Genomic DNA, 25,620 nt, shown 5'->3' on the forward strand with positions numbered 1-25,620 from the left:
CGGATGTTTAACTCCCTTAACCATACTCTCTACCTCGCCGCGTATTAATTACTGATCACAGGCTTAAACTGTTCATTTAATGCCAGCAACTGAGAATGCTTATAAGTTCAACACCCCCCACGAAATCTTAAACAATATATCTTAATAGTGCTACTTAAGTGTTTATTGTGCTATGTGGACTTGTGGAACAGTAAAGCGAACATAAAGTCACCGGGAACACTTTATTAATCTCACATAACAGAATAGGTACATGGAAGATTACAGAATGGTTCTCCTCGACATAGACTACGTGACCGTCGATGAGGTCCCGGTTATCAGACTTTTTGGTAAGGATAAAAGCGGCGGAAATGAGCCCATTATAGCCCATGACCGCTCATTCAGACCCTACATATACGCAATCCCCACCGACCTCGATGAATGCCTCAGGGAGCTTGAGGAACTGGAACTGGAGAAACTTGAAGTCAAAGAGATGAGGGACCTTGGAAGGCCCACAGAGGTCATCAGAATCGAATTCAGACACCCCCAGGACGTGCCGAAGATCAGGGACAGGATAAGGGACCTGAAATCTGTCAGGGATATAAGGGAACATGACATCCCATTCTACAGGCGCTATCTCATAGATAAATCCATAGTACCCATGGAGGAGCTGGAGTTCCAGGGTGTTGAGATGGACTCAGCACCATCGGTGACAACCAATGTCAGGACGGTGGAGGTAACCGGCAGGGTCCAGAGCACAGGTTCAGGGGCACATGGACTCGACATCATGAGCTTTGACATCGAGGTGAGGAACCCCCATGGCATGCCTGACCCTGAAAGGGACGAGATAGTGATGATTGGTGTCGCCGGTAACATGGGCTACGAATCTGTCATATCAACGGCCGGCGACCACCTTGACTTTGTTGAGGTGGTTGAGGATGAAAGGGAACTCCTTGAGAAATTTGCAGAGATCGTAATTGATAAAAAACCGGACATCCTGGTGGGATACAATTCAGACAACTTTGACTTCCCCTACATAACAAGGAGGGCGGCTATCCTGGGCGCGGAACTCGACCTCGGCTGGGATGGTTCAAAGATCAGGACCATGAGGAGGGGCTTTGCAAACGCCACAGCCATAAAGGGAACGGTGCACGTGGACCTCTACCCGGTCATGAGGAGGTACATGAACCTTGACAGGTACACCCTGGAGAGGGTCTACCAGGAACTCTTCGGCGAGGAGAAGATCGACCTCCCCGGTGACAGGCTCTGGGAGTACTGGGACCGGGATGAGCTGAGGGATGAACTCTTCAGGTACTCCCTGGATGATGTTGTTGCAACCCACAGGATAGCAGAGAAGATACTCCCCCTCAACCTGGAGCTCACCCGGCTGGTGGGCCAGCCACTATTCGACATCTCCCGCATGGCAACAGGTCAGCAGGCTGAATGGTTCCTTGTCCGCAAGGCATACCAGTACGGGGAACTGGTACCAAACAAGCCATCCCAGTCAGACTTCTCCAGGAGGAGGGGTCGCAGGGCGGTCGGCGGATACGTCAAGGAACCAGAGAGGGGTCTCCACGAGAACATAGTCCAGTTTGACTTCAGGAGCCTCTACCCCAGCATAATAATCTCAAAGAACATCTCACCGGACACCCTGACAGATGACGAGGAATCTGAATGCTACGTGGCACCTGAATACGGTTACAGGTTCCGCAAAAGTCCCAGGGGATTCGTACCCTCTGTTATAGGTGAAATACTCTCAGAGAGGGTGAGGATCAAGGAGGAGATGAAGGGATCAGATGATCCCATGGAGAGGAAGATACTCAATGTGCAGCAGGAGGCCCTCAAGAGACTTGCAAACACCATGTACGGTGTATACGGGTACTCAAGGTTCCGCTGGTACTCAATGGAGTGCGCTGAGGCCATAACCGCATGGGGCAGGGACTATATCAAGAAAACAATAAAAACTGCAGAGGAATTTGGGTTCCACACGGTCTATGCCGACACCGATGGTTTCTATGCAACCTACAGGGGATAGCTAATTAAAATCCGGTACATGTTTCAATCCTCAGTGGCTCCCCGGACCTCCTTAATGAAGCGTTCTATTATCTCCTCTGCATCAAGATCGATGACAGGGACATCGGCGTTCCTTGGCTTCACAGGGACATGGGCAAAAACAGGACCATCCATCGCCAGTGCCTGTTCGAAGTTCAGATCATCGGCGAACCTGATCACATTGAAGCCCATGGACTCTGCAACGGCCCCAAGGTCTATCACATCGGCGTAGGTGCACTGTGAGCCGGTTGTTGCGTAGCACCTGTTGTCGAGGAGGACTATGATGAGGTTTCCAGGGGACTGTGCAGCTGCAGTGACCAGGCCTCCAAGGTTCATGAGGATGGAACCGTCACCGTCCAGGACAACCACCCTCCGCTCCTGTGAAAGCGCGAGTCCAAGCCCGATGGAAGATGCCATCCCCATGGATCCAAGCATGTAGAAGTGCCTTGGCGAGTCCCTGATACTGTAGAGCTCCCTTGAAGGAAACCCAAGGTTACATATGACGAGCTCATCCTCAAGGACACTCGTTATCCTTTCTATGGCTTCAATTCTCTCAAGCATCATATCACCAGTAGGATACATCCAGCAGGACTGCCACGGCCTTATCAGTCCGGAGGGAGATATCTGTAAGTTCTCCTATGGATTCCCTGGCCTCAGCAGGAGTTCTGGGGGTCCTGAAGGGTATTTCAAGGATCCTCAGTATATCCCCGGTGGCCCTTCCCATGGGCACCTGGGCCTCCATGAACTCTCCCTTGGTGCCCCGGTGACTTACAATCATGGTTATGGGGATATGGTATAGGCTGTAGAGGGAGGCCAGGACGTTCACTGAGTTACCGAGGCCTGAGTTCTGCATCAGTATGGCGGTTGTCTTTCCAGCCATGTGGGCCCCGGCTGCAACACCGAAGCCCTCCTCCTCCCGGGTAACCGGTACGTGCATGATGGCAGGGTCGGCATCCACCATTTCAAGGACCGTCCTGAGATTCACACAGGGGACGCTGACGGCGAAGTCTATCCCTGCATCCTTCATGCCCGCGTAAACAGCTTCGCTGCTATCCACTTTCATAACTCCTTAATTTCGAGATTTATATCAAGTTCTCTGGCTATTCCAAGAATCCTCTCAAGGAGCTTTTCATCCAGTTCGATACCCTCAGCACGCCTTCTCTTTATGTTCATGCTCTCAATGTCCCCGGGTATGAGGACGTCACCGCTTGATTTAACCTCCTCAATGAATTCATCAACCTGGGTCCTGAACTCATCGGGGTCAACCATCTTTGATGGGTCGATGGCCATCATGAGGTCTCCCTTGGTGCAAATCTCCTCAGGGTTCGCTGTTCCGGTGACAGCGGTTCCGAAGGCAGCACCAACGAGGGGCCCTGCAAGTATCTCTATCATGAAGGAGAGGGCGTATCCCTTGTGTCCACCGAAGGGGAGGATGGAGCCCTTAAGGGCCATTTCAGGGTCGGTGGTGGGTTTACCCTCTGCATCCAGGGCCACATTTTCAGGTATGCTCTCGCCCTTCCTGGCGGCCTCCAGGAGTTTGCCTCTGGCCGATGCGGAGGTTGCCATGTCCACGGAGACGTAGTACCTGTTTGATGGGATGCCAATGGCCACCGGGTTTGTCCCAAGGATGGGTTTCCTGCCCCCGATGGGTGCGACGGCCGGCTCGGTGTTTGCTATAACAACACCTATCATGTCATTCATGACGGCCATATCAGAGTAGTAGCCGGCGACCCCGAAATGGTTGGAGTCATGGACACCGACAAGGCCAACACCAGTATTCCTGGCCTTCTCAATGGCAAGCTCCATGGCCCTGTAGGCAACAACGTGTCCGAATATGTGGTTACCATTTATGAGGGCCGTTGACTCGGTTTCCCGCTCAATGGTTATGTCACCATCTGCCCTTATTGTTCCATGCCTCAACCCCTCAACGTACTGGGGGAACCTGCCGATTCCATGTGAGCTGAATCCCTTCAGGTCAGCGTCCAGTGTGACGTCTGCAACTATATCTGAGCTCTCCTCCGGAACATTCATGGCGGTGAGTATTTCCTTTATGATTTTAACTTCCTCTTCAGGGCTTATCCTCATAAAAAGTCCTCCTAAAGTTTTATGGTTTCACCGGTGCAGGCTTCGAGTTCAACCTCTGATCCCCTATCTGTAACCTCCCCGATGGGGTGGGCTCTGTCTCCGAGTATGCTGAGGGCTTCATCCACGTCATCCGGAGCTATAACTGCACAGAAACCCACTCCCATGTTGAAGACCCTGTACATCTCCCTTATGTCAACTCCTGCCTCGTGGATAACTCTAAATATCTGCTGTGGTTCTGGCAGGGAGTCCAGGCGGTACCCGACATCCTTTCTCAGTCTCTTGAGGTTGCCAAAACCTCCCCCGGTTATGTGGGCCAGTCCATGGACATCAACATCTGATTCAATCAGTTCCATGATGGGCTCCACGTATATCCTTGTGGGTCTGAGGAGTTCGTCCCCAACGCTGCTGCTGGATCCGGGCATTTCATCCTCCGGGGAAAGTTCAAGTTCATCAAAGAATACCCTGCGCGCGAGGCTGAGGCCATTGCTGTGTATCCCGCTGCTCTCAAGTCCTATGACAGTGTCGCCGGGGGACACATCCTCCCCGGTTATGATCCTGTCCACATCAACAAAGCCGATCCCTGTGGCTGCAAGGTCAAGGTTCCGGATTATGCCTGGAAGGGATGCTGTCTCCCCACCTATTATGGCAACCCTTGCCATTTCAGCACCCCTTGCAAGTCCCTTTCCTATCTCCCCGGCCACTTCAGGGTCCGGACGTTCGACTGCAAGGTAGTCAACCAGGGCAGCCGGCCTTGCACCCACGCAGAGGATGTCATTGACCACCATTGCAATGCAGTCTATACCCACGGTATCGTAACGGTTCATCATCTCCGCCACAAGGATCTTGCTCCCGACACCATCGGTGCTCATGGCGATGGCCAAATCACCCATCCTCACCAGGGCCGCGAAGTGGCCGGCTCCGGTGATAACGTCACAGTACTTAAGGGTGTCACTCAACCTGGAAGTTAAGCTGGAAATGGTGAGCTCCTCCAGGTCTATATCCACTCCAGATTCTGAATAGGTTACCATTAAATCACCACTAAAGAATAGTTTAAGGTTATCTAAATAGTTAGCCTCACTGGATACGCACGGTTTCCAGGTTCAGGGGGGTCTTGGTCTCTATCCGGTATGTCCTGTAGATACTTGATGCCAGGTCAAGGGTCTTGTAGTTGTCTCCGTGACACAGGAGTATCTTCTCTGGTTTCGGTGATATCCTCTTAACGTATTCCATGAGCTGCCTCCTGTCTGAGTGACCGCTGAAACCCTCAATGGTCTTTATGTTCATCCTGACATTGTAGACCCTCATCTTATCATCCTCATCCTTGAGGGGGATCTCCTTCCAGCCCTTCTGGATCCTTCTACCAAGGGACCCCTCGGCCTGGTAACCGACAAATACAAGGGAATTGTCCGGGTCCTCACATAGCCACTTGAAGTACTCCAGTGAGTTACCACCGGTCAGCATACCTGAAGTTGAGAGGATTATGGATGGTTCGCCCTCAACTATTTCCCTCCGCTCATCCATACCGTTCACCTTGTGGAAGATGTCTGAGATGAAGGGATTGTGGCCCATGTGGAATATCTGGTCCCTCAGGTCCTTGCTGAGGTACTCAGGCCTTGCAGTGTGGATTGCATTGGCCTCCCAGATCATACCATCAATGTAGACAGGTACCTCGTCGATTATACCGGTCCTTATGTACTCCTCAAGGACTATCATGAGTTCCTGGGCCCTTCCAACAGCAAAAACCGGTATCAGTATCTTACCCCCCCTCCTGAGGGTTGAGTAGATGGTCTTAACGAGTTCCTTCTCTGCACGGTTCCTTGATGGCTGGACATCCTCATGGCCCCCGTAGGTGCTCTCCATCACAAGGGTTTCAATCCGGGGGAACCTGTTTGCTGCAGCCTCCAGAAGTCTGCTCTGCTCATACTTGAAGTCCCCTGTGTAGACCATGTTGTGCTGCCCGTCCCCTATGTGGAGGTGTGCCATGGCAGACCCCAGGATGTGACCCGCGTTGTGGAGTGTCAGCCTTATATCAGGGGCTATGTCTGTCACCTCACCATAGTCGAGGGTTATCGTGTGCTTCACGCTCTTCTTAACGTGCTTCACATTGAATGGGAGGGGTTCATCCTCCCTGTGGGCAATGTCGATGTGGTCCAGCTGCAGGAGCGTCATGAGGTCCCTTGTTGGTGCCGTGCAGTAGACGGGCCCATCGTAGCCGTAGTGGTAGAGGTATGGGAGGAAACCTGAGTGGTCAAGGTGTGCATGGGTGATTATGACTGCGTCAAGGCTGTCAAGGGTGAATTCAGGGACATTGAGGTAGGGATAGGAGTTCTTATCATCTCCACCCGCAACGTTGACACCACAGTCCAGGAGGACCCTGCTGTTGGGGGTTTGAAGGTAGAGGCAGGACCTTCCAACCTCCCTGAAACCACCCATGGCGGTGAGCCTTGCCCAGTCATTGTCATACTTTGGCTTCTGATGTATCCGGTTCCCAAGTTGCTGCAGAATCTTCTTTCTTTCCTTGCTGTTCTTCCTCAGTGTTCTACGTATTCTTTCTATTATCTCAGAGGATATTGGTGGTGTTCTCAGTATCTTGGGTGCCCAGCCAGTGTTCTTGACTATTTCCCTTGACGTGGATCCGTACTTGCCTATCACAAGTCCTGGTTTCCGGGCCTCAATTATCACCTCACAGGTGACATCATCAAAGGATATGTTGGTTATCTTGGCCTCCTCGGGCACTATCTCATGTATCTTCCTTATGGCCTTCTCAGGGTCCATGAGGACGGACCTGTCGGATCTTATAATTATCCTCTTCCGGATATCCTTTGCAATGTCCCTTATGAGGTTGCCGTTCTCGGTTATTATCTCCGGGTTCTTGGTGTATATTACCACCTCGGGCCCCTCGAATTCCACCTTCGCAACCTGGACCCTCTCGGGAAGTCTCTGCATTATTGTCCTTTTGATTTCTTCAAGCATCTCTGAAACCATAAGATCACTTCTAAAAAACAGGGAGTATCAGTAAACAGGTGTTTACTGCAATTAAAAATAGGAGAAAAATCAGTTGAGGTTTTCAATCCTTTTCTGGATTTCCTCTTCACTAAGCATCCTGAAACCTTCCTCCTCTGTGACGGTCGCCACAAGGATTCCGTTACCTGAGTAGGTGTCCCTCTCCATGGCGGATTTTACGGCCCTTATGGCCACGTCCACTGCCTCGTCCACGTACAGTTCATCACTGTATCTGTCCTCAAGGACACCGTAGGCAACCGGTGAACCGGAACCCGTTGAGACGAACTTGTCTGGTATCATCCCCCCTGACGGGTCAAGGGAGTAGATCTTTGCACCGTTCTCGTCGACGCCTCCAAGGAGTGTCTGTACTATGAATGGATAGAAACGTGATGAGTGTAATATATTAGCTGCAAGTGCAGCGGCGGCCTCTATGCTTATTTTTTCTGAGTTTCTCATGCGGTAAAGTGCAGCCTCAGCCTTGAGGTACTTCATGAGGCTCTGAGCATCCGCCACTGAACCTGCGATGGTCGCGGCTATGTGTTCATCTATTTTAAAAATCTTGTCTGTAGCCTTATGGGCTATGAGGTTGCCCATACTGGCCCTTCTCTCTGTGGCAAAAACAACTCCATCCTTGCATGTTATGCCAACAGTTGTGGTGCCTTTCAGCGTGTTTTTATCGTTCATAGATACACCTCTAATAAAAATAATAAAAAACCAGTCCTAGATCCCATTGTGTTTTTATGGTATATAAAGGGTTTTCATTTAACCCTGCAAAGGGCTGTCCCCATGGACATAAAAGTTCTGTACCAATATATAACAGGAGGTCCTTATTAAACTTTGCGATTTTTTTATAATAGATAGGGCTCCCTGAGGGGTTGGACACAGGTTATCCTGTCATTAAAAAGGAATAAGGGTGGGAGTATCAGGTTATGATCTCTGGAAGGCGGTCCTGCTCTGCGGCCACCATGATCTCCCTTGCAACGCGACGGCCCATGCTCATGCCCTCACCGTGGAGGAGGTAACTGTAGGTTGAACCGTGCATGAAGGTGTTTGTACCCCCATCTGTACGTGCGCTCATCTCAAATGTCACAATCTCAAGGTTATCTGTGCACATGGTCTGGAGACAGAAGGGGCCGTTCATGCCAGGCGGAACAATCTTGTTTGCTGCTTCCACCATCCGGTCTCCTATGTCAAAGACCTGTGGGAGAAGGGATTCCCTCATGGCAACCGGGTGGTTACCGGTTATCACGTAGGAGGGGTCAAGGTTTATGTCAAGCTGGTCCCTTGCAGGTATCCTTACGAGGCCGTCGATGTTTGACTCAAATCTGCTGTCCATCCCCATTAGTTCGACCTCATCGTTCATGATTGAGTAGAAGTAGTGGATGCAGAAGTTGGTACCTGCTACGTATTCCTCTATGTGGGCATCTTTAACATCGTCCTCAGTTATCCAGCCCCTCTCCAGCATGGAGTCGATCTTTTCATTGAACTCCTCTGTACTTGAAGCCACGAAGTATCCACGACCACCCCTGGCACCAGGGAACTTGACCATGACAGTCCTGTCTATTTCATTAGGGTCAGTGTACTTGAAGGGTATCCTTATACCTGCCTCCTTCATGAGCTTCCTCTCAAGGTCACGTTCAGATTCCCATCTCAGTATATCCCTGTTACCGAACATGGGGACATAGAAGTCATTTTCAATGTGATCAAGACCTGCATAGGCCACAAATGAGCCGTGAGGGACTATTATGCTGTTCATTGACCTCAGTTCGTCCTGAACATCATCATTCACTATATCACTGAATTTATCAACCATTATGAATTCATCTGCAACTTTGAATCGCTGATATGGAACTTCACGACCCCTCTCACAGACAACTGCTGTCTTGAAGCCCTCCCGCTTTGCCCCGTTCAGTATGTGCAGTGATGTGTGGCTGCCCAGGGTTGCTACTGTTATATCCTTTTTGCTGTATCCTTCAAGGATCTCGAGTATCTCTTCACGGTTTACCTTACCCATAAAAAACCCCCTTGTTTTTAGAGTTGTATATTAGTTTAGTTTCATGATAATTATCTTTTTTGCCTTTTGTAGAAGGCATTAAATACTTGAAGTGAAAAATAACATTCAAGGATTTATTTTTTAAGAACCCCCCAACAGTGAAAACCATGAAATGGGCAAGGATAGGAGATATTATAGTCCTCAACAGGGAAGCGGATGATCCAGAGGCTTTACTTGATATGGAGGGGGTCAGGAGTGTAATCCAGGTGCAGGGTATACATGGTCCCCTCAGGAGGCCGAGGGTCAGGGTACTTGCAGGCAGCGGCACAGAAACGGTTCACAAAGAGAACGGCTGCCTCTTCAGGATAGACCTCTCAAGGGTCATGTGGTCACGGGGTAACATAAACGAGAGGGCCCGGATACCGTCACTTGTGGAGGAGGGTGAGACCGTTGTCGACATGTTCGCGGGTATAGGGTACTTCTCCATACCGGTGGCTGTCCATTCAGATCCAGGCAGGGTTTACTCAGTGGAGTTAAACCCGGACTCATTTGAACTCCTCAAATCCAACATAACCCTCAACAGGGTTGAAGGGGTAATAGAACCCATCATGGGGGACTGCCGTGAAGTAGCCCCCGAACTTGATGCTGACAGGGTTATAATGGGTTACGTTGGAAGGACACACCACTTCCTTGACGCCGCGATGGAGTGTGTAAGGGATGGAGGCGTTATACATTACCATGAAACCGCACCGGAGGCCATAAGATTCTCAAGACCCCTCAGGCGGATTGAGAGGGCGGCGCATCCAAGGAGGGTCTCACTGCTTGATAAGCGCGTTATAAAGAAGTACTCTCCCGGTGTCTGGCATGTCGTGCTGGATGTCAGGATACACTAGCTGCAGGCAGGAACTGAGGGTGCCATGATACAGGTGGAGTAAATGGAATGCATCGTATATGAATAAATGGGTTTAAAGCATTCATAGAAATAACTTCATGGTATGTAACCGCTGGGGCTATTCATAGATTTAGAAGGTGATATTCTGGTACCTAAGGTTGCGGGTGTGGATCCGGCGGCAGCGGATGGAAGGGAAAGCGGTATTTTTATCCTGGAGGGCGACAGCTATGAACTATTGAGTGCCTTCCCCCTCCGGGAGATAATAGATGCAGTTAAGTCTGCAGATGTGGTGGCAGTCGACGCACCCCTATCCCTCCCGGCCGGGCGCTGCTGCCTTGAACATGACTGCAGCTGCAGCAGACATGGCCACTTCAGAAGGGCCGACCTGGAGCTGAGGCGGTATGGCTCCGTCCTTCCCCTCACATGGAGGGGTATGAGGGAGCTCACCATGAGGGGCATGAAGATGGCAGAGACACTGGGATCCATGGGGGTGAAGGTAATTGAAACCCACCCGAGAACTGCAGATTCAGTGGCAGGTCTCTCGGGATGGATGATCAGAAAACTGGGAATTGAAGATCTGGAGATGAGTGTACACCAGAGGGACGCCCTCATAGCCGGAGCGGTCGCCATCCTCTACTGCAGGGGAGACTTCATTGAACTTGGAGATCCAGTGGAGGGCACAATAATTCTACCATCCCCTGGCGTGGAATTGTAGGATTCAGTGTCATGGTAGCCAGTGGCCGGGACTCACAGAGTCTCGATGAACCGGGGATAAAGCTCTTCTATCCGTTCCATCACACGGGGGCTCAGAAACTCCCTGGATATGAATTTTCTGTATACAGGGAGCCTCTCCTCAAGAGCAAATCCAGCAGATTCGGTGATCCTTTTAAGTTCATCTATCTCTGGCCATGGTGCCTCGGGATTCACATAGTCCCGGCTGATGGGTGATACACCACCCCAGTCATCTGCACCGGCCAGGAGGAATACCTCACCGGTTTCCCTGTTCAGGTTCGGAGGGACCTGTATGCTCACATCAGGGAACATTATCTTTGCAGCCGCAACCATCTTCACCATTTCAAGGAGGGAGGGTTCCCGCTGGTTCTCCATGGGGATTCCAGGTTTTGAGCGGAAGTTCTGGATTATTATCTCCTGTATATGCCCGTACCTGTCCTGTATTCGCCTAAGCTCAAGGAGGGACTCGGCCCTCTCCTCGAGGGTTTCACCTATACCTATGAGCAACCCGGTGGTGAATGGTATCCTGAGTCTCCCAGCGTCCTCTATCATCTTTATCCTCAATCTGGGGTCCTTACCGGGGCTTTCACGGTGGGCCTCTGTTTCCATGAGCCTGGGACTCGCTGATTCGAGCATGAGGCCCATGGATGCGTTTACCTCCTTCAGCATCCTCAGTTCGCGGTAGCCTATCACACCCATATTGGTGTGTGGCAGGAGTCCAGCATCAAGTGTCAGCTCACAGAGGTGATATGTGTAATCAGTCATATCTCCAAAGCCAAGGGATTCAAGCTTGTCCCGAACCCCTGGGAACTCATGGGCATCCTCACCGAAGGTGAAGAGGGCCTCAGTACAGCCGAGGGAGAGGGCTCTCCTCACCTCACCCATAACGTCTTCAGGTTCAAGCAGGGGGGGCTCAGGGGTGTCCGACCTGAAGGTGCAGTATCCGCAGCGGTTCCGGCAGGCCCTTGTGAGGGGTATGAATATGTTCCTTGAGTAGGTCACGCTTCCAGGTTCACAGGCCCTCTTCATGAGGTCCAGTATATCAGGTCCCTTCATGAGGAGGACTTCGAGTACTTCGTCCTTTGAGTGGAGCATGGGAGCACCGTTAAAATTAGATTATTCAGATAGGTCAGAGACAACAGCCTCAACAAAGCAGGGTCCGACTCCGCTCCGGTCCCTGTAGAGAACAACAAAGAGGCCTGTCTCGTCGGCCATGCAGAGGCGGTAGTCAACACTGAAGTTCATATCCTCAAGGGATTCCTTCAGACGGTGTATTCCTCCTATATCGGTTTCGGTTCCAACCTCCACACATGACCTTATCTGTTCATCCATCACACCTATGAGGGCAGCGCCCTCCTCTGAGAGTAAATCCAGTTCCGCGGCTCCAAGGTGTTCAATCAAACTATCAAGTTCCCGGGACATGTCATCCGCATTCATCCTCTTCCTGGACATCCCCCTCACTATGAGAATTTCCCGGGAGTCAAGTGCGGGTCTGGAACCCTCAAATGCTTCAAAGAAACCCATGATTTCTCCGGCTATCCTGTGCAGTTTCATCAATCATATCAACTCCCGGCACCGTTAAGTTCTTCTATCTCGTATCTGAGTTCTCCCATGGTCGCAACCTTCTCTGCGAAGGCGTTGTGTCTGTGTATGCTCTCCTCGTTTATCTGCCTTACGGTAACGATGGTGTCATCCGGCAGGTGGGGGTACTCACTGACTATCCTGTGGACCATGTTACGGACACAGTCCTCAACGAACATGGGATTTTCATGGGCACTCATCACCACCGCGTTCTCGTCGGGTCTCTTGAGGAGTTCATAGACAGGTGAACTCATGGAGCTCTCTATGATGTCTATGAGCTTCTCAGCCCTTATGGTCTGGTCCTCAGGGACCTCTATCATTATCATGCCACGCCCCCTCTGGTTGTGGGAGGCGAAGGATACACAGTCAAGGACTCTCTCGACGGTCTCATCGTCAAGAAATTCAAGGAGCTTCTGGCGTGAGGCTTCCCTGACAGATTCCTGTGCACAGGGACACACGGTCATACCCACAACCTCTGCCCCTATCATCTTCCGTATGACTATCCCATCATCGTCCCGGTAACCGATGGCGTCTGCCATTATCTTTGTCATTTCCTGACTCTTCCTCCGGGTCACCGGCGACCTTTTCATGAACATGAAGTCGCTGTTCATGCTTACCTCGGCCCTCCGGGCGTACCTGTGCTTCTTGAGGAGTTCATTAACTATCTCCGCGCAGAGGGATTCGAGTTCAAGTGCGTTGTTCTCAACAACCTCCTCGAGGACGTCACTTATGGCCTCGGGGTTCCTTGACATGTGGATCCCCCTCTGTTTGCTCGGAAGATCCACGAAGGCATCAAATGTTGGAAGCAGGATTATGGGCCTTCTGCCCTCCCGCTCTATCTTCAGAAGCTTCTTAACACCTGTAACACCCACCCTTGTGAGGTGGACGGGGATGCTAGGAATCTTGTCCTGTGTATCTGGAAAACAAACTAAACCCAAATTTTACACCCCATGAGTAATGGTTACCTAGGTTTTAACTATAGTATGAGAACTTTGCTTATATACTTGTCCGGTGAAGTATTACCGATTTGATCAGTTGGCTGTCCTTTCAGTTATGCAGGGAAAAATCAGTGATGAGGGATACTGGTCTCATAACTGTTCATCAGTGCTGGGTGCAGAAAATTCAGTTGATAGTTCAGACCACCGCAGTAGATGGAAAATCAGGAATCAGGAGAGTAACTCCAGAATATTCTCGGCGTTCAGGTCCTTTATGTTCTCCATTAACCTTGAATCGGCACCATAGAGTTCTTCCGCCCTTGCTGCAAGCAGAACCGTACTCTTATCGGGTTCGCCCACAACCAGAACATCCTCCAGGACATCAAGCTTCCTCTCAATGTCGTTCCGGAGGTGCTCTATCTTCTTCTCTATACCCCTGAGGGCACTTTCAGGGATTTTTGGGTTTATCTCCCTCATATCATCAACTGAGAGGGGTGCTCCTGCAACCAGGATATTCTGAGCTTCTACCCCCGCCTTCACAAGGAGTTTTTTGACTGAGGAATTGTTCACAATTATGAGTTTACCCCTTGCAGCCTCCCTTATCCTCTCGGATGGGTCCTGCCTTTCAAGGACACCGAAGTCTGCGAGTATATGGTCAATGGCCTCCCTGGCGGCTATCAGCTTCCTGCAGAACTCTGAAGCATCCTCACCTCCAAGTTCATGGGTTGGGAGGCTTGTGTAAAGGTACTCCTCGGCATCGATGAGTTCCATCATGGCCTCCTGAAGCTTCCCGGTGTCGATGACACCATCACTGGCATCCCTGAATCCCTGTTCCCTCTTGAGGTTAATGCATGACTTTCTTATAAGCTTCTCTGCCTGTTCGAATCTGATCCTATCCATTTCAATACCCTCTCAGAAGTTGAAGTATGCTGAAAACCTGTCACTCAGCTGACTGAATATTTCAGAGACACCCCCGGGCGCCGCTGTTTCAGGTTCGTATTCCTCACCATCAAGACCCCTCATGAATGCGATGTTTGATCTCCCAAGGGCCTCAGGGTCATAGCCACCCTCCAGAACCGCGGTGCAGGGGAGTCCTGTCTGATGGATGAACCACCCGATCCATGAGAAGAACTCCTCATCAACCATGATCTCTGCAAGGGGATCCCTTCTGTGGGCATCAAAGCCTGCCGATACAAAGATCATATCCGGTCGGAATCCTTCCAGGACCGCCGGGAGTATCATCCCGAGTATCCAGAGGTACTCACGGTTACCCGAGCCCCTGGGCATGGGGATGTTGAGGTTGAAGCCCTCCCCCTCACCGGAGCCGGTCTCATCAATGAACCCGGTTCCAGGGAAGAGGGTCCGTGGGTCCTGGTGTATGGATATGTACATCACATCCCTGTCCCTGTAGAATATGCTGGATGTACCGTTCCCGTGGTGGACGTCGAAATCAAGTACCAGAGGCCTTGAGACCCCGAGGTTCCTGCGGGCATGCTCAATGGCTATGGCTATGTTGTTGAATATGCAGAAACCCATGGAGCGGTCATAGGTGGCATGGTGGCCCGGGGGCCTTCCAAGTGAGTAGGACCAGCCATCCCTGAGGGCCTCCTCGGCAGCCAGCATGGCTCCCCCTGCTGAGAGCCTCGCGACACTGAAGCTCTCGGGGGTCATGTAGGTGTCATAGTCAAGCCATCCGCCACCCCTCCCTGCGAAGACCTCAAGGTACTCCACATGAGCACTGCTGTGTACCATGAGGATATCATCGATTCCAGCCATCCCGGGTTCCACGAACCTTGGGGAGAGATCCGAGGATTCTATGGCCCTAAGGATGGCCCTGGTCCTGCCACTATTTTCAACGTGACCCTCATGATTGTGCAGGTCATAGGATGGGGAGTGGATGATAACCATATGGTTATCATTTTCTGATTCAGGGGATAAATAATTTAATCTCCGATCATCTTGGTGGAGGTCATATCCTCCTTGACGATGTTGAGGACCGTCTGTGTGTATGTCCTCTGCACATCCCCCTCACTGAGGAGGCCCTTTATGAAGCTGTCAAGTTCACCGGTGTCCCGGAACTTACCTATGAGTATGGCGTCGAATTCTCCTGTAACGTCATACACTGCCAGGACGTTCTTATGGTAGGCGGTCCTTGTCTCCCAGTTCCTCAGGACCCCTCCCTTGACCTTCACACCTATGATGGCTGTCAGCTTGTATCCGAGCTTGGAGTGGTCGATTATGGGCACAAATTTCTTTATAACCCCCTTTTTAACAAGTTTTTCAACACGGTTGTGGACGGTACCCACTGAAACGTCGAGTATCCTTGATATGTTCCTGTAGGACATGCGTCCGTCCTCATTCAGGAGGTCTATTATCTTTCTGTCAATATCATCGATTTTGACCAGATCATCATCCATACAAATCACCACTAAACAATGTATACCTATGAAAGTTATATTATAAAGTTTTTTAAGTGAATATAAGTTTAGAAGAAGTCATCAACTTTTATAAGATAGGGTATGTTCCCTTATAAATGTTTATCTGAAGATGGGAAAATAAAAAAGGAGGGTAATTTTATTCGTAGGCGTATCTGAGTGCAAGGGCCCTGTTCCAGAAGAGCTGGATGTAGGGGTATATTATGAGGACCGCGATCAGGGTACCCAGAACCGGTATCACATTCAGGAAACTTGCAATGAATGCCATCACCGCTGAGATCAGACCCACAACGATGTACCAGATTATGTAGTCCAGCCACTGAGATCAGACCCACAACGATGTACCAGATTATGTAGTCCAGCCATCCGATCTGGGATATCACGTCAAGTATCTCACTGAACCTGAAGGCTGCACCGAGTTCGCTGTCATTGTAGGCCATGTGTGCGATGGCTATTGTCTCTATGAGTCCAAGGATAATTGCGAGTATTATGCCTATTATCGTTGTACCTCCTACGAGGCCTGTGAATGCTGTGGGGTTTGTGATAACACCTGTGTCTGGTGAAACCATAGTAAAGGAACCAAGAACACCTGCGAATATAATTATCAGTGGAACTATCATGTATGCTATCTGAACAACGAATACCTTGAGCCCATCGACGAACATTTCTCCCCATTCATCGAATTCAGGCAGTTCATCGAAGCCAGCTATTGAGGCCTTCAGCGCCCTGAAACCGTACCCCATGACCAGGAAGACGGGTAAAATTAGAATACTGGCTATTATAAGGACACCCAGTATTATGACCTTCTTCCAGTCACTGGAGGGGTACCTTATGGCATCATTTACAATTTCACCTATATCCATATCTTTCACACCTCCGCGGATTCCCGCAGGTAAAACTATATAAATAGTCACATATAAAACTGCCTAATCTGTTTAGAGAAAGATATAAATCGCTACAAAGTTAATAATATCTCGAGCAGGTGAACTGATGAAGAAGGGGATACTCATCATAGCTTTACTGGTAATCGCCGGGGGTTACCTTTACTTTACAGGGACACAGGGGGACTTTGAGCCCCTGGGAAGGCTCGCATTTGTTAAAATTGCAAATCCAGATATGTACCCAGGTCATATACACTCAAAACTACTGGCAGACTATGCCCGTGAAAGGGGATCGAAGTGCATTCTGGTGGTCCATTACGGCGGAAGCTCCAATTACCGCTGCTACATGGAGGGCGACGTTTACATCCTTGAACTCGCCTACGTTGAAAAGAAGCAGTACACGCCGGGCATAAACTGGACAGAGGTATGGCAGGAGGGAATATACGGCATACCTGACGATAAGTGGACCTACCGTTCAGATGGAAGGGAATTCGGAACACTGGACGAGGCCCTTGCATACATAAAGGAGAGGGCGGCTGAGCACGGTCAGGAGGGGCCCATACCCCTCGTATACCACGGCACGGTCAGGCAGGGTGAGATATTCATAAACCAGGGCTGTGGATTCCCCCTCTACTATAAAATTGCCAGGAATGAGTATGGCCCCATTGGAGCATACCTCTACTGCTTGAAGGGAATGATCTTTCCCTACCTCAACAACCCCTACAGGAACTTTGAGATCAGGAATGCAAGGTCACTGCAGTATTACTACACCCATAACATGCTCAACTATGAATGATCGAGAGCCGGGGGTGAGTACTGCTTCAACTCCCCCAACTTCTATTCCGGCATGAGTCCTGCCAGGACCTCCTCAATCTCCCCTATACCGGCGTCGGTCCTTATACCCGTCGGCCTTATATGGGTCCTTGAAACCCTGAAACCGGCCGCCTCAAGACCATCCATAACATCCCTCAGGGGTGGTGCACTCCTTCCAAGCTTACTGCAGACCTCATGGATATCATAGAATCCAGGGGGCATCCCTGCTTCATCAAGACATCCCTTCAGAAGTTTAAGGACATCTCCGGCCGTGTTGAGTTCCTTGTTCTCAACCTCCCCTATCATCTCACCGATGAATTTCCTGTCCTGGATATCACCGACCCAGAGGGGACCGGCCGCCTCCATTTCGGCACCGCAGTGGGGGCACTCACGTTTCAGGGGCGCAAATCCCTTCACGTGTTCATGGTGAAGGCATCTGAAGCAGTGAAGCATGAATCCGATATTCCTGATGGATTCATCGGCCCTTCTGGCACCCCTCCTCACGTGGATGTATAGCCTCATGTAGTGCTGGCTGCTGTGGGAGAGGAGTACCGAGGCAGCCTTCCTGTACCTTGCAAGGTTCATGGCTGTGAAGCCTGCGAGTATCCTTAGTCCCGTCTCATGGCAGTACTCTGTTTTAAGGGGCCTTGAGGAGTACTTCCTCAGGCAGGGCTTTATGTAGGTGCCGCAGAGGCTTGAGGTGTCGGTGGCTGTAACAGCAAGGAGTGAATTGTTCCTTGCAGAAGCCGCCGCAGAGTCCATGAAGGGTGCAGGGGTCCCGAAGGGGTCGATGTCTATAACATCAAAGCGGCCATGGTTACTCCTGAGGAAGATGCTGGCATCCTCTCTGCTGACCTCAGGGGACACCGAGTTTATCACTGAGTTATTTTTTATGCATTCAACTGCAAGCGGGTTTATGTCATTTGCAAAGGCCTCAGAGACTCCTTCAACCTCAACCAGATACCTTATGGCCCTTATACCGCTCCCTGAGAAGGTGTCTGCAACGCTAATCTCCCCACCGAGGAGTCTCTGGAAAACCTGGAGCGCGACCACTGACACATCCCTGTTGAACTCCATGGCAGGGTTGTAGAATACAGGTGCCCTGGCCGAGACCTTACTGAAATCAGGAACCCTTATGGTGACTGAACCCTCATTTACCGTTATCATAATTCAACACTCCCACTTCAAAATATTTATTAATGCCGGATGATTAGTGTGATACATGACCAGTAATTTATTAAAAAGACTCATGGTCATCAGGTAAGGGATCGGAGCTGGTGATGGATGGAGGATTTTCTGAACAACGTATACCTGGGAAGGAATGATGCATGGAGATATGTGATGACCGTATTTATGAGCTTCGTGGCATCCAATGTTGGAGCCGGCCTAATACTGGGTGTCATCATCGCAGCCGTCCTGCTACTTAAGGGTGGTGCTGGGGCGCTGGGGGACCTGTCATCCTTCAGCGGCCCCACCCTCCTCATAATGGTGGCCATAGGGTTTTCAGCTTCAATGTTCTTCCTCTATGTTGGACTGAAGTTCATTCACCAGAGGGATTTCATATCTGCAGTTAATTCGAGGGGATACCTTGACTGGCGGAGGATCCTGAGGGGCGCGGGCACATGGTTCCTCATAGTTGGTGTGCTTGATCTGGTATCGGTCCTTGCTGACCCATCAGGGGTCAGATTCAATTTTGGTTCAGGGTTCTGGTGGCTGCTAATCCTCTCCATACTGGCCTTCCCGGTCCAGGCATCCTTTGAGGAGATATTCTTCAGGGGCTACCTGATGCAGGGTATCTGGTCTGTCATAAAGAGGCCGGTGCCGCTCATAATCATCAATTCAGCGATATTCTCGGTCCTTCACTGGTGGAACGGCGCGACACTTAGCATGAGCCTTTCAATAACTGTCAGCACCTTCATCATAGGACTTGTGCTTGCACTGGTGACGCTGGCAGATGATGGCGTGGAGATGGCCATGGGCGTCCACATTGCAAACAATCTCTATGTGAGTGTCATACACAGCTCCCCTGACGCCGGTCTGGGGAACCTCCCATCCCTCATGGTGAGCCCCTCAGACCCCTACACAGCTCCCCTGACCCTCCTCCTGGCTTCAGCACTCCTTGTCCTAATACTCTTCAGGGGCCGATACCAGGATTTAGGCAGGATATTCCGGTGATTCACTGTTAAAGCCGGCAACGTCCCTTCAGGGAACATTAAAGGCCGGCATCTCTCCCACCTCAACTTTATTGATTTTTCTGCACGGGGGGACGGGCATCAATTTTTAAGTGCCAGCACGATATAGTTAAACCAGTTAACTTTCATTCGGGTGTTCAAATGATACCGGTTGCTACTCCAATAATCGATGAAGAGGAAATTCAGGAAGTCATAAAGGTACTTAAGTCGGGTTTTATCGCGCAGGGACCCAGGGTGGCTGAATTCGAGGAGAAATTTGCGGCCTATGTAGGAACAGAGCATGCAGTTGCAACGAGTTCAGGGACAACAGCCCTTCATCTGGCCCTCCTCGCCGCTGGAGTTGGAAAGGGGGATGAGGTAATAACAACTCCCTTCAGTTTCGCTGCAACAGCAAACGCAGCCCTCTACGTCGGAGCCACACCAGTATTCGCAGATATAGACCCCCTGACATATAATATAGATCCTGAGAGGATAGAGGAACTCATAACACCCAGCACAAGGGCGATAATACCGGTCCACCTCTATGGCCAGCCCGCAGACATGGACCCCATAATGGACCTTGCAGCTGACCACGACATCCTGGTCATTGAGGATGCTGCACAGGCCCACGGAGCAGAGTACCATGGAAGGAAAGTCGGTTCCATGGGCGATGCCGCCTGTTTCAGCTTCTACCCCACAAAGAACATCACAACAGGTGAGGGCGGAATCATAACAACTGATGACGATGAGATAGCTGAGATGGCACGTATACTCAGGGCCCATGGGGAGACAGAACGCTACAGGCACACATACCTGGGATACAACTTCCGCATGACCGACATCTCAGCCGCCATCGGGATAGCCCAGCTCGGAAAACTCGAGGAGTTCAACAGCAGGCGAATTGAAAATGCAGCTTACCTCACATCCCAGCTGGGGGACCTTGAGGGAGTATCAACACCCCACATTGCAGCGGGGGTCAGGCACGTCTTTCACCAGTACACCCTGCGGGTTCCGGGCTCAAGGGATGAACTCATGGGCTTCCTCAATGAGAGGGGTGTGGGTACAGGCATCCACTATCCCAGACCAATCTACAGGCAGGAACTGTACCAGAGAATGGGCTTTGATGCCAGATGCCCGGTGAGTGAGGCGGCTGCAGCGGAGGTCCTCTCAATACCGGTACACCCTGCCCTAACCAGTGAGGAGCTTGAGACGGTCGCAGACACGGTCAGGGAATTCTTTGAGTAAACCGTGGCCCTGAGCTGCTTTAATTCCTTCATGCCGCTGTGGGCTGGATTGAGTAAAACACAAAAATTTTTTATTCAAGGTCAGTATCAGCTCCTGGAATGGGTAAGATTTGCTTCCAGGAAATTCCCGTTCTCAGATTAGGGCGCTGGATACCTCTGAAAGGGCACCATTTGATGGAGCAATGCTGGCACAATCGGCCTTATATAAAATTATGAACCTGTGATATGTCCAGGGCCCTAAATCTTTTCCTTCACAGATTCAACCTTATCCCTTAAACCCCTGTCGGCATCCCTTCTATCATCGATCTTGAGGGTTGTGTAGACCCTATCTGAACCCGCCTGGAGGACTGCCTCATGTGCGGCCTTGACAGCCTCCATGAGTTCATCAAGGTCTTCAGCCTCAAGCAGTGTCCCCATTCCTGAGATCTCATACCTCACATTCAGCTTCTTGAGGGCTTCGACGGCAGCTGCCACATAGCTGCTGAGGGAGGTGCTGCATGTACCCAGGGGTATCACGGTGAGTTCTGCGGTAATCATGATTAATTATATGTCCCCTCATTTATATATAGGGTTTCATGGATGTTCAGGAATTCAATCACAGAATCATGGGAAGGATCAGGGGACTTATAGAGGGTCATGAACTCATAAAACCCGGTGAACATATTGCAGTAGCACTCTCAGGCGGAAAGGACAGTGTACTGACACTGCACGCCCTCTCAGATCTCAGGAGTGACCTTGATTTTGAGCTCACAGCCATAACCGTCGACGAGGGGATAGGGGGCTACCGCAGTGAGGGTGTTATGGTGGCAAGGGAGAACGCAGAACTCCTTGGAGTCGAACTCATAGAGAGGTCATTCAGGGACGAATTCAATTTTGAACTGGACAGGGTAACTGATAGATTCAGCAGCCCCTGCATACCCTGCGGTGTCTTCAGGCGATGGATACTCAACAGGACGGCACGTGAGATAGGTGCCTCAAAGATTGCAACGGGCCACAACATGGATGATGAGATCCAGTCCTTCATCATGAGCCTCGCAAGGGGTGATGTGCGGAAATTCTCAAAATTCGGTCCAGAACTTCAGAGGATACACCGGGCAATGGTGCCGCGCATAAAACCCCTCTGGAGCACGCCTGAGAGTGATGTGAGGCTGTGGGCTGTTCTCAATGATGTGAAGGTCCACCTTGACTCCTGTCCCTACTCTGACCTCTCCATGAGGTCAAGGATAAGGGACTTCCTCAACCATCTTGAATCAGAAGAGCAGGGTGTGAAGTTAAGGGTGATGGAATCACTCAGCAGGACCTTCCTGCCCCTCAGTGAAACCGAGGGCCTCAGGGAATGCCTGAGGTGCGGGGAACCTTCATCAGGGGATAAGTGTAAGGCCTGCGAGTTCCTGGAACTCATAAAAAGCTGATTAAAGCGCATGGTATTGTGCCGCGTGTTTTCTGATTTATTCTATCAGTGTGGTACTCTGCTGTGTCGCGTGGGGCGTTATCCCAGGATCCTTGTCACAGAACCTATGCCCTTGCTCCTTCCCTCACGGAAGATTATCTTCTGACCCTCCCTCACATGGTGGGGCCTGTACTTGAACCTCATCCTCACCCTACCCCTGTCACCTGCAGACATGAAATCAGAGTCAAGGGGCTCAAGAACGGTTGTCTCGGCTATGGTTTCAATGTGGGTCACACTCTCATAACCAGCCTTTATGGTTGTCGGATGCACCAGTATGGCAACCTCTGCCTCGAATTCCCTCACAGCCTCGGGGTCATAGTCAGGGTGTGCCAGTATCATACCCCTCTCTATCTCGTCAGGGGAGGCCCCGGATATGGATATGCCGACGATGTGGCCTGGTTCTGCACAGCCTATCCTGTAGTGGTGCATCTCTATTGATTTGACGGTGACCTCCCGGAATTTCCCTGTCTTTAGGGGCCCCAGGAGGAGGGTGTCACCCTTTCTGACAAGTCCCTGCTGGATTGTCCCGCTGACAACGGTACCAACGCCTCTGATGGTGTATATCTTGTCTATGTACATGAGGAATGGCTCTTCATCCCCGTTAACATCGCGACGGACCCTGAGATTGAGGAAGAGTTCATCAAGGATTTCAAGACCCTCCCCTGTAACCGAGGAGGTCTCGATTATGGGGACTATGTGCTGGTTCATCTTACCGGCTATCCCGGCTGCAGCGTCCCGGCTCTTAACATGGAAGGGGATCCTGCCAACCAGTTTAAGCAGTTCAGATATCTTCTCCCTCACACTTCTCCTGTTCTCATCTGTGGCCATATCACACTTTGTGAGGACCACGATTACCGGGAGCTCCATTGCGATCATTATACCGAGGTGCTCCCTTGTTATGTGTGTAGGCCCCTCATCGGCTGCCACTGTGAGGAGTCCGTAGTCGAGCCTCTGACCCACAATCCCCCTTATGGTTGTTCGAAGCCAGGGCTCATGGCCGACGGTGTCAACGAAGGATATGACCCTGTCGGCCTCGTCCATGAGGCGTGATTTCTCCTTCCTGTCAAGGGGGTTCTTGAGCCTCATAACACTGCCGTTCCTGAAGCCGTAGATGGCGAAGGATAGATCAGCCGATAGACCCCTCTCTATTTCATGCTTCTGCACATCAAGGAATATCCTGGTCTTACCGCTCCCATCATCAGGTGTGCCTGTTGTGAGGGTCCCGAGGAGTGTGCTCTTACCGTGGTCCACGTGGCCGGCGACCCCCACGAGGAGGTGCTCCCTCGCTGTCTTCGTCTTCCTTGAGATTATGACCTCCGCCACCATGCCCTCTGTACCCTCATGGAGGTTAACCTCCTCCACAACAGCACCTATCTCACTGCTGAGGGTTCTGAGGACCTCAACTGACTCATCCAGTTTATCAGCAGGGAGGCCGACCGGTTCACCGCTGTCCTCCACACCCAGCAGGTACACTGCCCTACCGTTACCCCGCTCCATACGGTACTTCATCTGGGATATGAGGCCCTTCTTACGGTCCATCTTGAGGTGATACCTGGCTGAGAGGGCCTTCTTGAATTCTATGTTCCTTCTCTCGCCAGGGGATGTGAATGATCTGAGGTCTTCTATCATATCTCTGAATCTATTCCCTTTTTGATGGATTTGCGAAATGGCAGGAGCCATATTTTTCTTCCTGCAGTTTTCTTACCAGTTCTGATGCTTCCTCGAAGTCATCGGCCCTTCCAAATATGCGCCTATCTTTGACATTCACGGTTCTCCCGCAGACGCATTTCCGGGTCTTCGCACCCTCCCTTGAGTAGAGGGCCCTTCCACAGTCGCATCGGAATATTATGTACATCCTATCACACTGCAGCTTCTTGTTTACATTTATGGGGGGTCATTAATTAATGATTTTTTCCTTCAGTATGATCTCTACTGCGCATTTGAGTATATGTCAGCGGGGTATCTTCATGAGTTCATCGAGGGGTGGTAGTTCCTGGGGGTTCTGGAGGTGCTCCTCTATGCCCCTGCGGTGACCGGCGCCCACAACAGCCACCACCCTGTCCTCCTCGATTGAGAGCAGTCTGTGGGCCATGAAGGCATCCCTCTCCTCAACGAGGACGCGGTAGGCTGCCGGGGAGATCTTCCTGAACTCCTCCATAACCTCAAGGAGGGTGTCATCACTTTTGAGGTCCTCGATGTCCTTCGGGTCATCCTTCCAGAGGAATGATCTTATTATCCCTGCGAAGAACCTGAGTTTTTCCATCCTCCCCATGGATTTAATTGCCCTCTGCATGGTCAGTCCGATGTCACGGTCGATGAGTGCAAGGCCCGCCCCCACCTCATGGGCGGCCTCTATGGCTGCCAGCATCTCTGAGCCGGGTTTTACGCCGAGGTCCTCACCAACCTTCCGCTGGAAGTAGGTTAAGAACCAGCCCGCAAGGATCACTCCAATGTTTCCATGGCGCAGGGCTTCCCGAAAGGATGGTTCATCCCTCTGAACCCCGAGTTTTTCATCCATGAGCCTGCGGTATCTCTCGGGGTCCAGTTCAACTGCAACGACGTCTGGTTCCATCTCAAGGATGGTCCTTCTGACCTCCTCTATACTTTCACTTGATACGTGTGCGGTTCCTATGATCCTGAGTTCCTTCATCTTCAATGCAGCCTCCGGATTTCCTCCATGAGTTTTACTGTCCCATCACGGTAGACTGGAACGTTCCCTGTTATGTTCCTCCTGATGCAGTACTCAATGTCATCCCTGAATCCAAGCCCTTCCAGCCTTTCAGCTGATCTGGATCTGCGGATGGCGTCATCAACCAGGGATCTGTCCTGAACTGCGAGTACAGAGGCCTCTGCATATTCGTCCATTTCACCATCGATGGCTGCTATTATTTCACCGGCGCAGAGGAAGTCCTCTATGGCAAATCTCCCATTAACACCGGCCATAACCACCTCAACTTCATCTGAAAGTTCCCTTGCAGCCTCAGCCACTGCATCCAGGTTGTTGAGACACCCCACAAGGGCATGTGATTTAACGGATTCAAGGATCCTTGTGCCGTTGCTGGTGGTGAGCACCAGCGCATCTCCACTGTAATTTTTAACTTCAATTGGGGAATTGGCTATGAAGCCGGGGACGGTCTCACCTCCGCGTTCCCCCGCGACCGGGTAGCCCTTCCTTGAGTACTTAACGGCCTCTTCGATGTCAGCAACAGGGATCACCTCCCTGAACTGGTCAAGGGCTGCTGTGATGGTTGCACTCGCCCTGAGGAGATCCACCATTATGCACAGTCCACTGCCTTCCTGTCTTTCAAAGCTTAGCCTTATCCTCATTGCTACACCTTCAGTTCATCAGCACACCTTATATAATAATTTATAGAGAA

General features: G+C 51.0%; 27 protein-coding genes. 7 read left to right on the top strand and 20 right to left on the bottom strand.

The window, feature by feature from the left end:
• Positions 1 to 250 precede the first annotated feature (250 nt).
• On the top strand, positions 251 to 2,011 hold the full coding sequence (polB1, locus tag C7452_RS00855) for a DNA polymerase PolB subunit 1 (protein WP_048175769.1): 1,761 nt from the start codon (positions 251 to 253) through the stop codon (positions 2,009 to 2,011).
• Positions 2,012 to 2,034: 23 nt separating this feature from the next.
• Here the strand turns inward: polB1 and comE are convergent, their stop codons facing one another.
• The 7 genes from comE to C7452_RS00890 all read right to left on the bottom strand — a co-directional run bounded on the left by comE (position 2,035) and on the right by C7452_RS00890 (position 9,130).
• Positions 2,035 to 2,592: a sulfopyruvate decarboxylase subunit beta gene (gene comE, locus C7452_RS00860; protein ID WP_048175768.1), complete on the bottom strand. Its 558-nt coding sequence runs from the start codon at positions 2,590 to 2,592 to the stop codon at positions 2,035 to 2,037.
• A gap of 1 nt (position 2,593) precedes the next feature.
• Positions 2,594 to 3,091, bottom strand: a complete 498-nt coding sequence (gene comD, locus C7452_RS00865; RefSeq protein WP_048175767.1) for a sulfopyruvate decarboxylase subunit alpha — start codon at positions 3,089 to 3,091, stop codon at positions 2,594 to 2,596.
• Positions 3,088 to 4,113 carry an L-sulfolactate dehydrogenase gene (gene comC, locus C7452_RS00870; RefSeq protein ID WP_048175766.1) on the bottom strand — a complete coding sequence of 342 codons (1,026 nt, stop codon included), beginning with the start codon at positions 4,111 to 4,113 and terminating at the stop codon, positions 3,088 to 3,090. The genes comD and comC overlap by 4 nt, the downstream gene beginning before the upstream one ends.
• A gap of 11 nt (positions 4,114 to 4,124) precedes the next feature.
• Positions 4,125 to 5,141: a phosphoribosylformylglycinamidine cyclo-ligase gene (purM, locus tag C7452_RS00875; RefSeq protein WP_048175765.1), complete on the bottom strand. Its 1,017-nt coding sequence runs from the start codon at positions 5,139 to 5,141 to the stop codon at positions 4,125 to 4,127.
• Positions 5,142 to 5,187: 46 nt separating this feature from the next.
• Entirely contained in the window at positions 5,188 to 7,098 is a 1,911-nt protein-coding gene (locus C7452_RS00880; protein ID WP_010876827.1) for a beta-CASP ribonuclease aCPSF1, read from the bottom strand.
• A 69-nt stretch (positions 7,099 to 7,167) separates the two neighbouring features.
• Entirely contained in the window at positions 7,168 to 7,800 is a 633-nt protein-coding gene (gene psmB / locus C7452_RS00885; protein ID WP_048175764.1) for an archaeal proteasome endopeptidase complex subunit beta, read from the bottom strand.
• 238 nt (positions 7,801 to 8,038) lie between these two features.
• Positions 8,039 to 9,130, bottom strand: coding sequence for a formate--phosphoribosylaminoimidazolecarboxamide ligase (locus tag C7452_RS00890; RefSeq protein ID WP_048175763.1), 1,092 nt, complete (start codon positions 9,128 to 9,130; stop codon positions 8,039 to 8,041).
• Between the two features lie 146 nt (positions 9,131 to 9,276).
• On the opposite strand from C7452_RS00890, the gene C7452_RS00895 reads away from it, so the two are divergent.
• Positions 9,277 to 10,002, top strand: coding sequence for a class I SAM-dependent methyltransferase (locus C7452_RS00895; RefSeq protein ID WP_115891943.1), 726 nt, complete (start codon positions 9,277 to 9,279; stop codon positions 10,000 to 10,002).
• A gap of 165 nt (positions 10,003 to 10,167) precedes the next feature.
• Entirely contained in the window at positions 10,168 to 10,716 is a 549-nt protein-coding gene (locus C7452_RS00900; protein ID WP_115891944.1) for a DUF429 domain-containing protein, read from the top strand.
• A gap of 32 nt (positions 10,717 to 10,748) precedes the next feature.
• Here the strand turns inward: C7452_RS00900 and cofG are convergent, their stop codons facing one another.
• The 7 genes from cofG to C7452_RS00935 all read right to left on the bottom strand — a co-directional run bounded on the left by cofG (position 10,749) and on the right by C7452_RS00935 (position 16,547).
• Positions 10,749 to 11,828, bottom strand: a complete 1,080-nt coding sequence (gene cofG, locus C7452_RS00905) for a 7,8-didemethyl-8-hydroxy-5-deazariboflavin synthase CofG (protein ID WP_048175760.1) — start codon at positions 11,826 to 11,828, stop codon at positions 10,749 to 10,751.
• Between the two features lie 21 nt (positions 11,829 to 11,849).
• Positions 11,850 to 12,287, bottom strand: coding sequence for a DUF2120 family protein (locus C7452_RS00910; protein ID WP_115892497.1), 438 nt, complete (start codon positions 12,285 to 12,287; stop codon positions 11,850 to 11,852).
• Positions 12,288 to 12,295: 8 nt separating this feature from the next.
• A complete protein-coding gene (gene mptA, locus C7452_RS00915; RefSeq protein WP_048175758.1) occupies positions 12,296 to 13,252 on the bottom strand; it encodes a GTP cyclohydrolase MptA in 957 nt (318 codons plus the stop codon).
• 228 nt (positions 13,253 to 13,480) lie between these two features.
• The gene (locus C7452_RS00920; protein WP_115891945.1) at positions 13,481 to 14,149 is read right to left on the bottom strand and encodes a DUF2100 domain-containing protein; all 669 of its coding nucleotides are present in this window, start codon (positions 14,147 to 14,149) and stop codon (positions 13,481 to 13,483) included.
• A gap of 12 nt (positions 14,150 to 14,161) precedes the next feature.
• Entirely contained in the window at positions 14,162 to 15,157 is a 996-nt protein-coding gene (locus C7452_RS00925) for a histone deacetylase family protein (RefSeq protein ID WP_115891946.1), read from the bottom strand.
• Positions 15,158 to 15,192: 35 nt separating this feature from the next.
• Positions 15,193 to 15,666 carry an Lrp/AsnC family transcriptional regulator gene (locus C7452_RS00930; RefSeq protein WP_048060987.1) on the bottom strand — a complete coding sequence of 158 codons (474 nt, stop codon included), beginning with the start codon at positions 15,664 to 15,666 and terminating at the stop codon, positions 15,193 to 15,195.
• A gap of 110 nt (positions 15,667 to 15,776) precedes the next feature.
• A complete protein-coding gene (locus C7452_RS00935; protein ID WP_245942736.1) occupies positions 15,777 to 16,547 on the bottom strand; it encodes a DUF4013 domain-containing protein in 771 nt (256 codons plus the stop codon).
• A 127-nt stretch (positions 16,548 to 16,674) separates the two neighbouring features.
• Here C7452_RS00935 and C7452_RS00940 point away from each other — a divergent pair, with 127 nt between their 5' ends.
• Complete coding sequence (locus tag C7452_RS00940; RefSeq protein WP_048175755.1) at positions 16,675 to 17,361, top strand: hypothetical protein; 687 nt, start codon at positions 16,675 to 16,677, stop codon at positions 17,359 to 17,361.
• 41 nt (positions 17,362 to 17,402) lie between these two features.
• Here C7452_RS00940 and C7452_RS00945 read toward each other — a convergent pair whose 3' ends face one another.
• Positions 17,403 to 18,545 (bottom strand): tRNA (guanine(10)-N(2))-dimethyltransferase, encoded by a 1,143-nt coding sequence (locus C7452_RS00945; RefSeq protein WP_048175754.1) that lies wholly within the window; start codon positions 18,543 to 18,545, stop codon positions 17,403 to 17,405.
• Positions 18,546 to 18,719: 174 nt separating this feature from the next.
• On the opposite strand from C7452_RS00945, the gene C7452_RS00950 reads away from it, so the two are divergent.
• Together C7452_RS00950 and C7452_RS00955 are read left to right on the top strand one after the other, a co-directional pair.
• Positions 18,720 to 19,553: a CPBP family intramembrane glutamic endopeptidase gene (locus C7452_RS00950; protein WP_245942738.1), complete on the top strand. Its 834-nt coding sequence runs from the start codon at positions 18,720 to 18,722 to the stop codon at positions 19,551 to 19,553.
• A gap of 158 nt (positions 19,554 to 19,711) precedes the next feature.
• Positions 19,712 to 20,794, top strand: coding sequence for a DegT/DnrJ/EryC1/StrS family aminotransferase (locus tag C7452_RS00955; RefSeq protein WP_048175752.1), 1,083 nt, complete (start codon positions 19,712 to 19,714; stop codon positions 20,792 to 20,794).
• 236 nt (positions 20,795 to 21,030) lie between these two features.
• Here C7452_RS00955 and C7452_RS00960 read toward each other — a convergent pair whose 3' ends face one another.
• A complete protein-coding gene (locus C7452_RS00960; RefSeq protein WP_010876811.1) occupies positions 21,031 to 21,330 on the bottom strand; it encodes an MTH1187 family thiamine-binding protein in 300 nt (99 codons plus the stop codon).
• Positions 21,331 to 21,368: 38 nt separating this feature from the next.
• On the opposite strand from C7452_RS00960, the gene C7452_RS00965 reads away from it, so the two are divergent.
• Entirely contained in the window at positions 21,369 to 22,205 is an 837-nt protein-coding gene (locus C7452_RS00965) for a TIGR00269 family protein (protein ID WP_048175751.1), read from the top strand.
• 77 nt (positions 22,206 to 22,282) lie between these two features.
• Here C7452_RS00965 and C7452_RS00970 read toward each other — a convergent pair whose 3' ends face one another.
• The 4 genes from C7452_RS00970 to comB form a co-directional block, all read right to left on the bottom strand.
• A complete protein-coding gene (locus C7452_RS00970) occupies positions 22,283 to 23,872 on the bottom strand; it encodes a GTPBP1 family GTP-binding protein (RefSeq protein WP_048175750.1) in 1,590 nt (529 codons plus the stop codon).
• 10 nt (positions 23,873 to 23,882) lie between these two features.
• Positions 23,883 to 24,098, bottom strand: a complete 216-nt coding sequence (locus C7452_RS00975) for a DUF1922 domain-containing protein (protein ID WP_048175749.1) — start codon at positions 24,096 to 24,098, stop codon at positions 23,883 to 23,885.
• A gap of 96 nt (positions 24,099 to 24,194) precedes the next feature.
• Positions 24,195 to 24,893: a TraB/GumN family protein gene (locus C7452_RS00980; RefSeq protein ID WP_231855382.1), complete on the bottom strand. Its 699-nt coding sequence runs from the start codon at positions 24,891 to 24,893 to the stop codon at positions 24,195 to 24,197.
• 2 nt (positions 24,894 to 24,895) lie between these two features.
• Positions 24,896 to 25,570, bottom strand: coding sequence for a 2-phosphosulfolactate phosphatase (comB, locus tag C7452_RS00985; protein ID WP_048175747.1), 675 nt, complete (start codon positions 25,568 to 25,570; stop codon positions 24,896 to 24,898).
• Positions 25,571 to 25,620 lie beyond the last annotated feature (50 nt).

Origin of the sequence: Methanothermobacter defluvii, from assembly GCF_003385755.1 — an archaeon.
GTDB lineage: Archaea > Methanobacteriota > Methanobacteria > Methanobacteriales > Methanothermobacteraceae > Methanothermobacter > Methanothermobacter thermautotrophicus.

Excerpts from the sequence above, each read along its gene's own strand:
- polB1 (WP_048175769.1), top strand. The coding sequence starts at position 251 with ATGGAAGATTACAGAATGGTTCTCCTCGACATAGACTACGTGACCGTC.
- comE (WP_048175768.1), bottom strand. The coding sequence starts at position 2,592 with ATGATGCTTGAGAGAATTGAAGCCATAGAAAGGATAACGAGTGTCCTT.
- comD (WP_048175767.1), bottom strand. The coding sequence starts at position 3,091 with ATGAAAGTGGATAGCAGCGAAGCTGTTTACGCGGGCATGAAGGATGCA.
- comC (WP_048175766.1), bottom strand. The coding sequence starts at position 4,113 with ATGAGGATAAGCCCTGAAGAGGAAGTTAAAATCATAAAGGAAATACTC.
- purM (WP_048175765.1), bottom strand. The coding sequence starts at position 5,141 with ATGGTAACCTATTCAGAATCTGGAGTGGATATAGACCTGGAGGAGCTC.
- C7452_RS00880 (WP_010876827.1), bottom strand. The coding sequence starts at position 7,098 with ATGGTTTCAGAGATGCTTGAAGAAATCAAAAGGACAATAATGCAGAGA.
- psmB (WP_048175764.1), bottom strand. The coding sequence starts at position 7,800 with ATGAACGATAAAAACACGCTGAAAGGCACCACAACTGTTGGCATAACA.
- C7452_RS00890 (WP_048175763.1), bottom strand. The coding sequence starts at position 9,130 with ATGGGTAAGGTAAACCGTGAAGAGATACTCGAGATCCTTGAAGGATAC.
- C7452_RS00895 (WP_115891943.1), top strand. The coding sequence starts at position 9,277 with ATGAAATGGGCAAGGATAGGAGATATTATAGTCCTCAACAGGGAAGCG.
- cofG (WP_048175760.1), bottom strand. The coding sequence starts at position 11,828 with ATGCTCCACTCAAAGGACGAAGTACTCGAAGTCCTCCTCATGAAGGGA.
- C7452_RS00910 (WP_115892497.1), bottom strand. The coding sequence starts at position 12,287 with ATGAAACTGCACAGGATAGCCGGAGAAATCATGGGTTTCTTTGAAGCA.
- C7452_RS00920 (WP_115891945.1), bottom strand. The coding sequence starts at position 14,149 with ATGGATAGGATCAGATTCGAACAGGCAGAGAAGCTTATAAGAAAGTCA.
- C7452_RS00925 (WP_115891946.1), bottom strand. The coding sequence starts at position 15,157 with ATGGTTATCATCCACTCCCCATCCTATGACCTGCACAATCATGAGGGT.
- C7452_RS00930 (WP_048060987.1), bottom strand. The coding sequence starts at position 15,666 with ATGGATGATGATCTGGTCAAAATCGATGATATTGACAGAAAGATAATA.
- C7452_RS00935 (WP_245942736.1), bottom strand. The coding sequence starts at position 16,547 with ATGGATATAGGTGAAATTGTAAATGATGCCATAAGGTACCCCTCCAGT.
- C7452_RS00940 (WP_048175755.1), top strand. The coding sequence starts at position 16,675 with ATGAAGAAGGGGATACTCATCATAGCTTTACTGGTAATCGCCGGGGGT.
- C7452_RS00945 (WP_048175754.1), bottom strand. The coding sequence starts at position 18,545 with ATGATAACGGTAAATGAGGGTTCAGTCACCATAAGGGTTCCTGATTTC.
- C7452_RS00950 (WP_245942738.1), top strand. The coding sequence starts at position 18,720 with ATGACCGTATTTATGAGCTTCGTGGCATCCAATGTTGGAGCCGGCCTA.
- C7452_RS00955 (WP_048175752.1), top strand. The coding sequence starts at position 19,712 with ATGATACCGGTTGCTACTCCAATAATCGATGAAGAGGAAATTCAGGAA.
- C7452_RS00960 (WP_010876811.1), bottom strand. The coding sequence starts at position 21,330 with ATGATTACCGCAGAACTCACCGTGATACCCCTGGGTACATGCAGCACC.
- C7452_RS00965 (WP_048175751.1), top strand. The coding sequence starts at position 21,369 with ATGGATGTTCAGGAATTCAATCACAGAATCATGGGAAGGATCAGGGGA.
- C7452_RS00970 (WP_048175750.1), bottom strand. The coding sequence starts at position 23,872 with ATGATAGAAGACCTCAGATCATTCACATCCCCTGGCGAGAGAAGGAAC.
- C7452_RS00975 (WP_048175749.1), bottom strand. The coding sequence starts at position 24,098 with ATGTACATAATATTCCGATGCGACTGTGGAAGGGCCCTCTACTCAAGG.
- C7452_RS00980 (WP_231855382.1), bottom strand. The coding sequence starts at position 24,893 with ATGAAGGAACTCAGGATCATAGGAACCGCACACGTATCAAGTGAAAGT.
- comB (WP_048175747.1), bottom strand. The coding sequence starts at position 25,570 with ATGAGGATAAGGCTAAGCTTTGAAAGACAGGAAGGCAGTGGACTGTGC.